Source organism: Streptomyces krungchingensis, assembly GCF_054729265.1.
The window spans coordinates 1308802-1322650 of sequence record NZ_JBPUKY010000001.1; the positions used below are offsets into that span (position 1 = coordinate 1308802).

Below are 13849 nucleotides of genomic sequence, written 5' to 3' on the forward strand. Positions count from 1 at the left end.
AGAACGGATTGAATTGACGATGACCACCACATACGAGCTCCCGGCGTTCGTAGGGAGCACGAAGCAGAACCTGATCGGCGGACGCTGGGTACCGGCCGCGTCGGGCGAGACGATCGACGTGATCAACCCCGCCACCGGATCCTCCCTCGGCGCGATCGCCGCGGGTGGCGCGGCTGACGTGGACGCCGCGGTCAAGGCGGCGCGCACCGCATTCGAGGGCGAGTGGTCGCGGTGGACACCGCACGAGCGGCGCAAGCTGCTGCTGAAGGTCCACGACGTGATGATGGACAACTTCGACGAACTCGCCATGATCGAGACCCTCGACATGGGCGCGCCGCTGGCCCGCACCCGCGGACTGAAGGAGTGGACGAGCCAGGTACTGCAGTTCTTCGCCGGCCAGACCGGCGCGACAACGGTGGCGACGGCACCGAACTCCCTGCCCGGGGACTTCCTGACGCTGAAGTACCTGGAGCCCGTCGGCGTCGTCGGGGGGATCATCCCGTGGAACGGCCCGCTGATCGGCCTGTGGTGGATATTCGGCCCGGCGCTCGCCACCGGCTGCACGGCGGTGCTCAAGCCGGCCGAGGACGCGTCGCTGTCGGTACTGCGGGTGGCGGAGCTGCTGACCGAGGCCGGCGTGCCGGATGGCGTGATCAACGTGGTCACCGGCTACGGGAAGGACGCGGGCAGCGCGCTCGCCGAACATCACGGCGTGGACCGGATCGCCTTCACCGGCTCGGTGGGCACGGCGCAGACCATCGTGCGGGCGTCGGCGGGCAATATGAAGCGGCTTCAGATGGAGCTGGGTGGCAAGTCGCCGGACATCGTGTTCGCGGACGCCGACCTGGACCTGGCCGTGCCCGGCGCCGCGATGGGCGTGTACACGAACAGCGGCCAGGTGTGCGTGGCCGGCACGCGGATCTTCGTGCAGCGGCCGATCCACGACGAGTTCGTGGAACGGCTGGGCGAGTTCACCAAGACGGTGCGGGTGGGCAACGGCCTGGACCCGGACACCCAGATCGGCCCGCTGATCTCGGCCCGGCAGCTGGAGCGGGTGCAGCACTACATCGAGATCGGCAGCAACGAAGCCCGCCTGGTGGCGGGCGGAAGCCGCCTCAGGGGCGAACACGCGGACGGGTACTACATCGAGCCGACGGTATTCGCGGGCGCCACCAACGACATGACCATCGCGCAGGAGGAGATCTTCGGCCCGGTGGCCACGGTGATCCCGTTCGACGACATGGACGAGGCGATCCGGCTGGCCAACGCCACTCCGTACGGCCTGGCCGGCGGTCTGTGGACGCAGAACGTGTCCACGGCGCACAAGGTGTCGAAGGCGATCGACGCGGGCACCGTCTGGGTCAACTGCTATGGCGTGCTCGACCCCGCGATCGGGTTCGGGGGCACCAAGATGAGCGGTTACGGCTGGAAGGGCGCACGGGAGCACGTGGAGAGCTACCTGTACCCGAAGGCCGTGTACATGAACCTGGGCTAGGGCGCACACGAGAACGAGGGCCGGGTGGTGATCGGTGGATCACCACCGGCCTTCGCCGCTCCCTGGGCGTCTCGCCCGGGGTGTCGGCATGCGGCCTGGGCCGCGGAGTGGGCCGAGACCACCGGGGGCCGGCACACAGCAACGAGCTGGTCGATGCTCGTCGCAAGCGTCCTTGGCGGTGTAGCTGTTGCTGGTCGTGGACTGGGTCTCTCGGCATGACGTCCATGCGGAAGCCCTGGTGGCCATGGGCTTCGAGCTGAATGTACTTCGGCACCGAGTCGTGAATGCTGCCCGGATCCCGTACCAGAACTTCAAGCAACCGCATCCGCGGCCTGCTCACCCAGTTCCACCCAACTCCTGTTCCCCAGGCCGATGCCTCCGGTCCTCATCGGACGGCGTCCACCCGTGACGGCGCCACAGCCTCATTGGCCGCCTGGAACTCCTCGTCGGAGACAGCCTCGAGCCAGGTGGTGTCCGGAGTATCCCCGTCGCGGACGACCATCGCGACGTGACACATCACGTCGCCGGCCGTCGCGCCGTGCCAGTGCTCCTCGCCAGGAGGGGCGTACACCGTGTCACCGGCCCGAACGCACACGACCTCGCCGTCCCGAGTGCCGACCAGACCGACCCCTTCGGTGACGTACAGCGTCTGGCCCAGCGCGTGGGAGTGCCAATGGGTGCGCGCCCCGGGCACGAACCGTACGACTGCGGCGATCAGGGGAGACGGTTCCTCGCGGCCGGCGATCGCGGTGGAGTAGACATCCCCCACGAACCGGCTCGCGGGGCCTTTGGCGGCAGGTGCCACCGGCTTCAACTCCATGGGAACTCCTCGCATGTGGGAATGATCGGGAGACAAGAGCCACGGACTGCGGGAGGGCCAGGAAAGAGCGCCGCGCTGCCACTCCCCCGGCTGCTCGCACACTTGATGGATCTCCCGCGGGTCGGTGCGGTGCCACCAACTTCCCCATGAGTGACAGGAATTCGGGAGCGTTCTCGAGCGGGCTCTTCACGAGCTCGACTCCAAGTGCCTCCTGGCGGACCGCCAGGCCTCGGATCAGCGCGCACGACTTCCATCTCGCGTGAATATATTATGTGTTCGATTGACAGGGCAAGGCCTGCGGACGTCAGCCGTCGCCGCGTCCGGCGCCCATGTCGCAGCCATGGCCGTGTGCGCATGAACTCCGGTCGCCGGCAAGGGAGATGGGGCGGATCGCCTGATCGGGTCCGCATGTGGCGGCAGTTGGCGCCGTCGATGCCCGACCTGCCGGAAACCCGGGAGAGGGAGGCCCGGGAAGAGGCCGCACGGTCACGGGAGGGGACCGAGCGGGTGCGGACCACGCCCTTTCAGGCGCGTGAGCGCCGGCACTCTTCGCTTCCCCCGGCGCGACCGCGCTTCGGCGAGCTTCCCGTGCTGCACGGAGAGGGGCGCAACCCGGCCACGGATCGATCTTCCTTTGCGCCACGAAGGCTATCGGCGTGGTGTTCTCAGAGCCGATCGATGCCTGCGAAATATTCCGGATTAGGCGAATGACCCGACATGGTGCACATCACGCCAAAGACAGCTCGCCCTTCACTTATGCGGGCGTAGGGTCTCCTTTGCCAATCAAAACAAGCCCCCACTGGCATATTTCAGAGGAACGTGGGGATAGCAAGGAGCAAAGACCATGGCACACAAGATTGCGCGTCGGGCTGCTGTCGCCGTCACCTCCGCGGCGGTGGTGACTGCTGCGCTCGTCGGCGCCGGCGGCTCGGCATCGGCGGCGCCCCTGTCGACTGGTGCCCCCGTCACCGTCTCGGCCGGATCCCTCGGCCACGCCACCCACGACAGGGGTGAACAGGGCAACTGGAGTGGTCACGAGGGTTCGGGCCAGCGGGTCCGCACTCACGACGAGGACCGAAACTCGGGCTACCGCTACGAACGCGACGGACACCGCTACGACCGCGATGACTACCGTTACGACCGTGACGGACACCGCCACAACCGCGACGGACACCGCTACAACCGCGACGAACGCTGGGTTCGGGACCACCAGGACAGGTCCGACCGCTGGGACGACAACCGCGCGTCCTACCGGAACTTCAAGGACACCGGTTACGACCACAGCCGTCAGTACCGTGACAGCGACAGCCGCTTCCAGAACTGGATCAGCGACCGTGGCGAGCGGAACTGAGGTACGCACCTACTGGGGTGCGTGAAAAGCGGTGTCTTCGGCCGGCATGGTCCGCCCGCCGAAGACACGCCGGAACACCTACGCCGAACCATCGGTCCAGTGCGGGAGCCACCGGTACTTGAGCGGCGGCTGACAGGGGACAGCGAGTAAAGCGCGAGCCCTGGCGGGGCGGCATTCCCGGCCACTGCGAGAACGGCAGCGACCGGGCCCCATGCCGCCCCGCATTCCTGTGCGCAAAGAACTGTGGGGGCCAGTTTTTTGTACCTGGAACAGCCCTCTTCTGAGGGGTATAGAAATCTACCCTTTTCGTGGACATGTGGGAGTGCGAACCTCGACGGGGTGGTCGACGGGATGTCCGACATGGCCGTCCCGAGGAATTCGCACCCGCCGCCGCACGCAAGCCGGAGGTCATGTCCGCCATAGTCGAGGCCGCCTTCGCTGCGTCCCGGACACCACCTTCGCCTGCGGGGGCACCGCACAAGCGGTCGGGCGTCCACGCCCCACCAAAGCCACGGCACGGACGACTCGCGTCTGCACGCCACCGGACAGCCACTGTTCCCGGTGGCTACCCGCACTCGCCGCCCCCGCTTCGGCCGCACCCCACCACTCCACGAGAACAGCAGAGCCTCATGAGCACAGACATACGCGAAACACACCATGCCGCAGACCGACACCAGCGCCGGGGCACCGCCATCGTCGTGGGTGCTTCCCTGTCGGGCCTGATGACCGGACTGACTCTCTCCCGGGCCGGTTTCCACGTCACGATGCTCGAGCGATCAGGTCCCTCTCCGCAAAGCGGCGCCGCGCTCGGCCTTGTCGGCGTCGACTTGCACGGCGAGACGAAGCTGCTGGACGGCTCGAACCGCACCGTACCGTCTCTGATCGCCATCGCCGCCGGCGGGTCGAGCGCGATGCACTCCTGGTCCGCGGTCCATGCCAGGCTGCGGGTGGCCGTCGAGGCCGATCCCCGTATCGAACTTCTTCACCACACCGTCGTGGCGAGCGTCGGCCAGGACGCGGATGCCGCCTGGGTGACCACCTCGGACGGCAGGACCTTCCGAGCCGACATCGTCATCGGTGCCGACGGCCACCGCAGTGTCGTACGACGAGGTGTCGCACCGCACAAGCCCGACGCGACCTTCGCCGGCTACGTCCTCTGGCTCGGCATCGCCGAGGAAGCCGACCTCCCTGCGGCGCACCGCCTGCGTCGCAACCAGGAAGGACCCGACATGATGTCGGGCGGAGACGACTACTTCGTCGGCTATCCCCTCCTGGGCAAGGACGGCAGTCGCGCCGTCGGAGCCCGCCAGTTGGGCTTCGCCTGGTTCGACGCGACCCGCAACGACCTCTTTCGTGAGAAGGGCCGCATCGTCGGCAACGTGGTGCGGCGCTCGCTGCGCAACGACGACATCCCGGAGCAGACGTACCGCGAACTCGAGGCCCAGGCCCGCGACCTGTGGCCCCAGCCGTGGCGGAGCGCGGTCCTCGACCGCATCAGCCGACGTCAGCTCATCGGCACCCCGATCACGGAGTACGTGCCTGACACGATCGCCAACGGACGTCTCACGCTCGTCGGGAACGCCGCGCACGTTCAGACACCGATGACCGGCCAGGGCTTCGACCAGTCGGTGAAGGACGCCGAGGCCCTCGCCGAGGCCCTCGCGGCCGGTCTGCCCGGATCGACCATGGCGGAGTGCCTCCGCTCGTACCAGATGACGCGCCTGCACAGCGCCCGTGACCTGGTGCGGTCGGGACAGCAGTTCAGCCGCTCCTTCTCCAGCGAAGTCGCCTGACCCGAGCGGACTGATTCCGGGGCACAGCGGTCACCGAACAGATCGCCGGTGACGACCACTGCCACTTCGTCGACAAGAGTATGGGTCTGCCGGTGACCCTCGTCGACCGGGGAGCGAGATCAAGTCCGTGGGCGTGCCCACCTTCGCCGACCAGGTCGTCATCGCTCAGGGTTCGGTCGACCAACGCCGCTTCGTCACCGTCTACGGTCACCACGGACGCATCGCCGCGGCAGTCGCCTTCAACCAGTCCAAGTGGCTGGAGTTCTACGGAGGTCTGTTCAACCAGGCGGCTGCCTTCCCCCCTCGTTCCGGACCTTCGACCGGCCCGCCGACGCGCATCCCGTCGCCGCCGAGGTCCCGGACCGGCCGACCGCCGACGCCACATCAGTCGACCGCGTACGCCGCTCTGCCGCTGCCCATGTCGGCGAACCCGCCGCAGTAGCCACCGGTGACGCTCGCGAGCTCTCCGATGAGGGCGATGCCCTGCATGGCGTCGTCGGCCCCCGTCGCGGCGTTCACAGAGGGCAACTCGTAGGGCATCGGCCTACAGCCGGCGACTGCACCGCCGAGGCAGGTGCCCACACATGTACAAGCGAGGTCAGACCGCGGTGGCACGCACGATCCTGCGGTTCCGGCCGCCCTCGACGACCTTGAGTTCCCACTCCTGCGCTTCATCGTCCCAACCGGCGCCCATGGCCTGATGGTTGACTCGGACGTGTTCGCGCAGGCCGTACTGCGGGGCAACACGACTGGAGCCGTGGCAGCGAGTGCTACGGCCCAGCCGGTGTGGAGCTCGTCGAGCGCTCGGCACGCATCGAGGAAACCGCCACGTCGGTCCCCTGGCGGGAAGGGGGACACCGAAGCGCTCGGACGATCAGCGGGCCAGCCAGCCGCCCTCGACCGCGAGGCAGTGGCCCGTGACGAACGATGCCGCGTCGGAGCTGAGCCACAGGACCGCGTTCGCGATCTCCTCCGGCCGGCCCAGCCGCCCGATCGGTTCGAGGGCGACCATGGCGGCGCGTCCCTCCTCGGTTCCTCCGCTGAAGGTGGCCGCCATCGGGGTGTCGATGGCCCCGGGAAGCACGGCATTGACTCGGATCCCTCGCGTCGCGTAGTCGAGAGCCGCCTTCTTCGTCAGACCCACGACCGCATGCTTGGTCGCGGTGTAGGCCGTGAGGCCGAGCGAGGCGATCTCGCTCGCGACGGAGCCCGTGTTGACGATCGCGCCGCCGCCGGTCGCCAGCATCGCCGCAGCTTCATACTTCATGCAATAGAACATCCCGGAGAGGTTCACCCCGAGAACGCGGTTCCAGGAGTCCACATCCTGCTCGTCCACGGCCTGGGGCGCGTCGAAGGTCGCGGCGTTGTTGAACGCCACGTCGAGCCGGCCGAGCACCTCGACGGTGGAGGCGACCGCACGTTCCACCTGGCCGGCGTCCGACACGTCCGTGACCATGGCATGAGACTTGCCTCCGGCTTCGGCGATCAGCGCCACCGTCTCGTCGAGGCCTTCCGCGTTGAGGTCAAGCAGAGCGACCACGGCTCCCGACCGGGCGAAGGCCACCGCCGCGGCCCGTCCGATACCAGAGCCGGCTCCGGTGACCAGCGCGACCTTTCCCGTGTAGTCGTACGTGACTGTCATGTGCTGACATCCTTTCGGGCGCGCGGGCCCATCCGATCGCCCCGATCGGCAGGAAGCCGGCAGGGCCGTGTCACCAGGTGTTCGAGTGCCTCGCGATGCGCCGCCACGATGCCGACGACGCCGTCCGGAGGACCAACCGCAAAATCGTATATCATATAAATACTCCCTGGGAAGGCTCTGCGTACCCGCTTCCGGCCCCATTTCCCCACCGGGAAACCCGGTGTCCAACTTCCTGGACACTTCCGGGCTGAGGTCTTCCTCGCAGGGGGATGCAGTGGATGAGATGGCTCGGCGGGCCACGGACGGGCCCGGCGTCCACGAGCGGTCGAGAACAGGCCCGCTGGACTCCCCGATCTCATACGGAGATGCACCTGATGAACGGTCGTTTTTACAGCACCAAGGTCGTGGTGGGCGACCTCGATCGCTCTCTCGCGTTCTACACGGGCGTGTTCGGCCTGCGGGAAGTCGCGCGATTCAACTTCACCGACCCGGACATCACCGAGGTTCTCCTCGAGGACGAGACCGGGGGACGTCGCGTCATCCTCATGAACGGCGATGTGCTGCCCGTTCCCTCGTGCCCCGGGTGGTCGCCGCTCGTTCTGGAGGTCGACGACGTCCAGGTCGCCCGGGACGAGCTCGCGGCGGCCGGCTACGAGGTGGCGTTCGAGCCGGTCGGTCTGGGACCTCTCAGCATCTTCATGGCCGCCGACCCCGACGGGTATCTGATCGAGGTCTTCGCCGGGGACATGGTCATCGACAACCTGCCCACGGATCAGAAGATTCCGCACCCCGTTCCGCACATTCACGCGAAGAAGTAGCGGGCGGCACACGGGCGTATCGGCCAAGAGGGCAATGACCGAAGGCGGCCTTCACTTGGTCGTCGACAGTCGCCCTCCACGGAACGCAGTGCCGGCAGGCCGGTACGGGGCGCCCTGCCGGTGCTGCAGCTGGTGGGTTGCCCCGGACCGCCCTGCGAACCCCTGCCACCGCCGGTGCGTCGCGCCCCGCTGGATCCGTACAGCCCGGGACGGCGGCGGCCGGCTGCTCGGGGACGCCGGTCCCGCCCGGCTCGGCGAGCAGGGATCCCCGTGCGGCGCCGGACAGGTGGCCGCGACGGACGAGACGTTGACGATGTTCCCGGACCCGGCGGCATGGCGCGTGTCGGCGAGATCATTCGAGGCGTCGCCCTCTTCGGCACCGAGCCGCGGAGGGGACCCGTCACCCATGAAAGAACCGCCCCTGACCTGCAGAGACTGGTCAGGGGCGGTTCTTCGGTGTTGATCAGAGGTACTTCTTGTAGAACGGGATCAGGTGGCCCAGGGCGATCTTGACCGGCTCGGGCTGGTCGTACAGGTCGTAGTGGGAGAAACCTTCCGCGACGACGAGCTCCTTGTCCTTCGATGCCGCGCGGCGGTAGATCTCCATGCCGTCCCGGTAGGCGCCGAACGCACCGGGCTTGTCGCCGACGACGACGCACAGCGGACGCGTGAGGAGAACCTCGGCGCGGTTGAAGGCGTCCCAGCCGACCGACGTGGCATTCCGGGAGAAGAGGCCCTCGGTACGGCCGCCGGGGGCCTGGCCGCGGTCGGTGCGGTAGTACTCGGTGGCCTCGAACAGGTCGAGCTCGGTGAGGCCGTTCTCCTTGGCCACCTCGGGAGAGGCCGGCAGGTACTGGGTCACCTGACGCTCGGCTCCACGCGCCTCGGCGGTGCGCTGCGCGGCGATGGCGTCGAGGGCGCCGATGGGGTCGTAGCCGCTGAAGGACTCGTGCATGAGGCGTCCGAAGTTCACGCCGGTCACACTTCCGACGGCCTTGATACGACGATCGGTCATGGCGGCGTTGATGGAGTAACCGCCACCACCGCACACGCCGATGACCCCGATGCGGTCGGCGTCGACGTACGGCAGCGTCACCAGGTGGTCGATGACGTAGCTGATGTCCTGGACGCGGAACACCGGGTCCTCGATCGACCGCGGCTCTCCACCGCTCGCGCCCTGGAAACTGGCGTCGAAGGCGATGACGACGAACCCTTCGTCCGCCAGCGCCGTTCCGTAGACGTTGCCGGAGGTCTGTTCCTTGCACGATCCGATGGGGTGGACGCTGACGATCGCCGGGTACGTCTTGCTCTCGTCGAACCCCGGCGGGAAGTAGATGTCAGCAGCCAGATCCCAGGCCAGTGCCTTGACGGACACATGCTTGATGCTGTTGGTCATGAGTGCGATTCCTCGTCGAACGGTGAACTCCAGGTCGTTGTCGCGACAACTCCATGTTCACGTGCGACAAGGCGATCCGCAGCCTCTGAGCGGGGTGCCCTCTATCGGGGGGACTGGCAGCCCCTGCCTCGCGGTGATCAGGGAATGTGCCGTCTTCGCCCCTTCCGGGCGCCGTCGGCCCACCGTGGATTTCGGCGAACACCACGACGTCGCGTCGGCGGGCGCGCCGCACGGTCTCGGCGACGAACGCCCTCACGTCAGGGTGCCCGAAGTCGTCGGGGCGATGATCGGGATCAGTATGCACTCGGGGTCCGTGATCCGGGGCTCGCCCGCCTGCCCGGCGGCCTCGCTCGCCGAACCGCGGGCCTGGACATCGTCGTCGGTGGGCAGGTGGACCCGACGGTGGCCGTTCGTCGTCGAGGGCAGCGCGGCCACCCCGAGGCCTCGCTCGGCCCACCGGGCACGCCGGCGGCCATCACGAAAGCCACGGGTCAGTGCTTGCCGCCTCGGCGGGCTTGATCGTCGAGCAGCCGAGGTGTTGCGTCATGACCGTGGTGGCGGTGTCGACGCCGCGGTCCTTGATCGCGGCATGGAGCGCGATGCGGTGCCGGACGGCCTGCATGCCGACTTCGGCGTCGGTGTCGACGCAGGCCGGCGGGTGCGCCACCCGCTGCAGAGCGGACACGAACACCACCAGCACCCGGTTCTGAGTCGCCTGCGCGACCACCCCGTGAAACTCGGCATCGGGGTGCGGCACGCCGGCGTGCGTGACGGTGACGGCCTTCTCCCTCTCGGTGATCCCGTACAGCGCCACGAGATCCGTGGTACCGCTGAACAACGGCCCGGTACGAGATGTGCCCCCCTGCCCGGACGGGGGCAGGGGGGCACATCGGTCGAAGCGGGTGCGCGACGAACCGGCGTGATCGAGACCGGCCGTACCCACCGGTCAGTCGTAGAGGACGACGCCGCGTATGTTCTTGCCGTCGTGCAGGTCGCGATAGCCCTGCTGGATGTCGTCGAGCTTGTACGTCCTGGTGACCATCTCGTCCAGCTTGAGCCTGCCCTCGCGGTAGAGCTGGAGCAGGCGCTTGACGTCCCAGTTGCCGGCCGTGCCGCCGAACAGCGAGCCCTGGATGCGCTTCTGGGAGAGCGTCAGGTCGAAGAGCGGGAGCGGCGTGTCCACGACGTCGTGGATGCCCACCGCGGTCACCACGACCGTTCCCCCCTTGCGGATGGCGGCCAGCGCCTGGGTGACGTGCTCAGGCTTGATCACCCCGACCGTGATGATCGCGGAGTCGGCACCCTGTCCGTTGGTGAACTGCCGTCCCAGTTCCGCCGCTTCCTCCACCGAGGCGACGGCGTGCGTGGCGCCGAACACGGAGGCCTCGTCCCTCTTGAAGGCCACCGGGTCCACCGCGATGACGACCGATGCTCCGGCGTGCACGGCACCCTGGAGAGCGCTGGCCCCGATGCCGCCGATACCCATCACGATGACGACGTCGCCCGGCTGCACCTGCGCGGAGTTGACGGCCGAGCCCCAGCCGGTGCTCACGCCGCAGCCGACGAGGCAGGCCTTGTCCAGCGGAATGTCGTCGTCGATCTTCACGACCGAGTTCACCGACACCGTGGTCGTCTCCACGAAGGTGGAGATGCCGCAGTGCTGACCGACCGGGGTTCCGTCCGTGGTGTGCAGGCGGTAGGAGCCGTCGGTCCAGCGCGGGCCGGCCAGGATCCCGGCGGTCAGGTCGCACAGGTTCTGCCGTCCGGAGGCGCACCAGCGGCAGTACCCGCAGGACGGAATCGCGGAGAAGACGACGTGGTCGCCCTCCTTGATGCCCTTGGCGTTGGGGAAGGCCTTCGTGACGATGCCCGCACCCTCGTGACCGAGCGCGAACGGATAGGTACCGCACGGCAGATCACCTTTGACGTGGTGGTCGTCGGAGTGGCAGAGACCGGAGGCGACCAGCTTCACCTGGACCTCGTCGGGACGCGGATCGTCCAGTTCGAGGTCCACGACCTCCAGCTTGCCGGGGGCTTGGCGAATCACCGCTCCACGCGTGCGCATTGCATGAGCTCCTTGATTGTTGACGAATTCTGCTGTGCGGACTCAGCGGTCGAGCAGGGTGATCACGGACTTGGTCTCGAGGTACTCCTCAAGACCCTCCAGGCCGTTCTCGCGGCCCCAGCCGGACTGCTTGTAACCGCCCACGGGCATCTGCACGCCGCCCGCGCGGTGGACGTTGATGCCGATGCGGCCGGTACGCAGCTTCCGCGCGATGGTGTGAGCGCTCGCGATGTCGCGCGTCCAGACGCTGCCCGCCAGGCCGTACTCGGTGTCGTTGGCCGCGGCCACCGCCTCGGCCACGTCCGTGAACGGCATCGCGCCGAGCACCGGGCCGAAGATCTCCTCGCGCACCACCCGCATCGACTGGTCGACATCGGCCAGCACCGTGGGCTCGAAGAAGTAGCCCTTCTCCCCGATGCGCGATCCCCCGCTGACCAGCCGGGCACCGTCCCTGAGGCCGCTCTCCACATATCCGGTGACCCGGTCCAGCTGCCGCTGCGAGACAAGCGGACCGAGGTCCACACCCGGCTCGGTGCCATAGCCGACTTTGAGCGACCGTCCGTATTCCGCGACCCCTTGGACGACTTCCTCGAAGACGTCCCGGTGGACGAACAGGCGCGTCCCGGAGGTGCAGATCTGGCCGGTGTTCCAGAAGATGCCCATCGCGACGCCCTGAATCACCTGGTCCAGGTCCGCGTCCGGGAGCACGATGACGGGTGACTTGCCGCCCAGTTCGAGGGAGAGCTTCTTCAGGTTCCCGGCGGCCGCCTCCACGATCTCCTTGCCGACCGCGGTGGAGCCGGTGAAGCTCACCTTGTCCACGTCGTCATGCGCGGCCAGAGCCGCACCGACCCGACCGTGCCCGGTCACCACGTTCACCACGCCCTCGGGGACACCCGCCTCCAGCAGGACGCGCCCCATCGCCAGCACCGTGAGGGACGCTTGCTCCGACGGCTTGACCACGCAGGCGCAGCCGGCGGCCAGCGCCGGTGCCAGCTTCATGGAGACGCCGATCAGTGGCGCGTTCCACGACACGATCAGTCCGGCCACGCCGACCGGCTCCTTGAGCGTGATGCCCTGGAAGCGGCGCTCACCGGGGCCGATCTCCACGTTCCGGCCGTGGATCTTGTCCGCCCAACCGGCGTAGTAACGGAAGAGGTTGACCGCCTCGCCGAGCATGGCCCGCGCCTGTGACACGGGCATGCCCACGTCCAGGCTCTCCAGCCGGGACAGTTCCTCGGCGTTGGCCTCCAGCAGATCGGAGACGCGCCACAGCACCACCCCCCGCTGCTGACCGGAAAGCCCCGTCCAGCGCTCTTCCTCGAAGGCCTGCCGAGCGGCCCGCACCGCGGCATCGACGTCGTCCGCGTCGGCCTCTGGTATCTGTGCGACCACCTCACCCGTGCCGGGGTCCACCGCGGGAAACGTCTTTCCCGACCGTGACGGAATCCACGAGCTGCCGACCAGCATCCGTTCCGGCTCCACCAAGGAGCTGAGCCCCGGCGCCGCACTGTGGACTGTCATTGCCAACTCTCCTTCGGTGTGTGCTGGATATCGCGCTGGATTCGATTGCCATGAGCCGGAACCGAGTGCTCAATCGGGTTCCGTGCTATGCGGGTTGCAAGGACCCGGCCGTGATCTCCTTGCCCGCGGAACGCAGCTCTTCCCAGTCCTGCGGATCGTGATTGACCCACACAGTGGTGCCCGGCCGCGTCTTGAGGAGTTTGAGCTTGCGCAGCGAGTCCAGCTTGTTCACGATGTCGGCGTCGAACGGCATACCCACCGTGTTGTCGATGTTCTCCCGCACGTGCGCCGCGTCACCGGTCAGGATCAACGTGCGATCCTCCAGACGGAGTTGGAGGCCGAGAGCTCCAGGTGTGTGGCCGGGCAGGGAGAGCAGCGTGACGCTGCCGTCGCCGAACATGTCGTGGTCGTAGCCGGCCGGCAGCTCGTTCCACTGGATCCTCGCGGCCGCCTTGAGGTCCTCGTTCCGGAAGAAGGCCGCTGTGTGGCTGTCGGCATTGCGGGCGTAGCGCAGTTCACCGGCCCCGATGAAGCCCTCGGCGTGCGGAAAATGCTGAAGTCCGCCGGTGTGGTCGAAGTGCGCGTGCGAGAGCACCACACGCTTGACGTCCGCCGTGCTGAAACCGAGCGCCTCGAGCTGCCGGTCGAGACGGCACGCCTCCGGGAAGTGCATCTCGAACATGGCGGCCAAAGGTCCGTACGCGCCTGCCGGATCTCCGGCGGCTTCGGACGCGAGCCCGGAGTCGAACAGCAGCAGCCCTTCGTCATGCTCGATCAGAAAGGACGGCGCGGGAACCGTCACGTTCTCTCCCCCGCTGCCCACCAGCAGAATGCTCTTGTCAACGGTGATCGTGGGGGCGTCGAGCGCCCATACGCGCCTGATCGTCTTCGATTTCGGCATAGCTGTCTCCGCACCAGAGGGGATGTTGGTTCCGTAGGGTCAAA

13 protein-coding genes are annotated in these 13849 nt (G+C 67.8%); 4 read left to right on the top strand and 9 right to left on the bottom strand.

Annotated features, from left to right (window positions below; translation table 11 throughout):
- The first annotated feature begins 19 nt into the window (after positions 1-19).
- Complete coding sequence (locus ACSYGO_RS05970; RefSeq protein ID WP_460385993.1) at positions 20-1495, top strand: aldehyde dehydrogenase family protein; 1476 nt, start codon at positions 20-22, stop codon at positions 1493-1495.
- A 385-nt stretch (positions 1496-1880) separates the two neighbouring features.
- Here the strand turns inward: ACSYGO_RS05970 and ACSYGO_RS05975 are convergent, their stop codons facing one another.
- Complete coding sequence (locus tag ACSYGO_RS05975; protein WP_426678293.1) at positions 1881-2315, bottom strand: (R)-mandelonitrile lyase; 435 nt, start codon at positions 2313-2315, stop codon at positions 1881-1883.
- An 844-nt stretch (positions 2316-3159) separates the two neighbouring features.
- Between ACSYGO_RS05975 and ACSYGO_RS05980 the strand changes: the two genes are divergently transcribed.
- Positions 3160-3666, top strand: a complete 507-nt coding sequence (locus tag ACSYGO_RS05980; RefSeq protein ID WP_460385994.1) for a hypothetical protein — start codon at positions 3160-3162, stop codon at positions 3664-3666.
- A 722-nt stretch (positions 3667-4388) separates the two neighbouring features.
- Positions 4389-5459, top strand: a complete 1071-nt coding sequence (locus ACSYGO_RS05985) for an FAD-dependent monooxygenase (RefSeq protein WP_460385995.1) — start codon at positions 4389-4391, stop codon at positions 5457-5459.
- Between the two features lie 384 nt (positions 5460-5843).
- Here the strand turns inward: ACSYGO_RS05985 and ACSYGO_RS05990 are convergent, their stop codons facing one another.
- Together ACSYGO_RS05990 and ACSYGO_RS05995 are read right to left on the bottom strand one after the other, a co-directional pair.
- Positions 5844-5999, bottom strand: coding sequence for a hypothetical protein (locus ACSYGO_RS05990; protein ID WP_460385996.1), 156 nt, complete (start codon positions 5997-5999; stop codon positions 5844-5846).
- A gap of 334 nt (positions 6000-6333) precedes the next feature.
- The gene (locus ACSYGO_RS05995; protein WP_460385998.1) at positions 6334-7101 is read right to left on the bottom strand and encodes a glucose 1-dehydrogenase; all 768 of its coding nucleotides are present in this window, start codon (positions 7099-7101) and stop codon (positions 6334-6336) included.
- Positions 7102-7475: 374 nt separating this feature from the next.
- Here ACSYGO_RS05995 and ACSYGO_RS06000 point away from each other — a divergent pair, with 374 nt between their 5' ends.
- A complete protein-coding gene (locus tag ACSYGO_RS06000; RefSeq protein ID WP_345650928.1) occupies positions 7476-7919 on the top strand; it encodes a VOC family protein in 444 nt (147 codons plus the stop codon).
- A 463-nt stretch (positions 7920-8382) separates the two neighbouring features.
- On the opposite strand, the gene ACSYGO_RS06005 is transcribed toward ACSYGO_RS06000, so the two are convergent.
- The 6 genes from ACSYGO_RS06005 to ACSYGO_RS06030 form a co-directional block, all read right to left on the bottom strand.
- Positions 8383-9315 (bottom strand): alpha/beta hydrolase, encoded by a 933-nt coding sequence (locus ACSYGO_RS06005; protein WP_460385999.1) that lies wholly within the window; start codon positions 9313-9315, stop codon positions 8383-8385.
- 252 nt (positions 9316-9567) lie between these two features.
- Complete coding sequence (locus ACSYGO_RS06010; protein ID WP_426678288.1) at positions 9568-9750, bottom strand: hypothetical protein; 183 nt, start codon at positions 9748-9750, stop codon at positions 9568-9570.
- 40 nt (positions 9751-9790) lie between these two features.
- Entirely contained in the window at positions 9791-10129 is a 339-nt protein-coding gene (locus tag ACSYGO_RS06015) for an FCD domain-containing protein (protein ID WP_460386000.1), read from the bottom strand.
- Between the two features lie 132 nt (positions 10130-10261).
- On the bottom strand, positions 10262-11380 hold the full coding sequence (locus ACSYGO_RS06020) for an NDMA-dependent alcohol dehydrogenase (protein ID WP_435222940.1): 1119 nt from the start codon (positions 11378-11380) through the stop codon (positions 10262-10264).
- A 42-nt stretch (positions 11381-11422) separates the two neighbouring features.
- Entirely contained in the window at positions 11423-12904 is a 1482-nt protein-coding gene (locus ACSYGO_RS06025; protein ID WP_460386001.1) for an aldehyde dehydrogenase family protein, read from the bottom strand.
- 85 nt (positions 12905-12989) lie between these two features.
- Positions 12990-13805: an N-acyl homoserine lactonase family protein gene (locus tag ACSYGO_RS06030; protein ID WP_460386002.1), complete on the bottom strand. Its 816-nt coding sequence runs from the start codon at positions 13803-13805 to the stop codon at positions 12990-12992.
- Positions 13806-13849 lie beyond the last annotated feature (44 nt).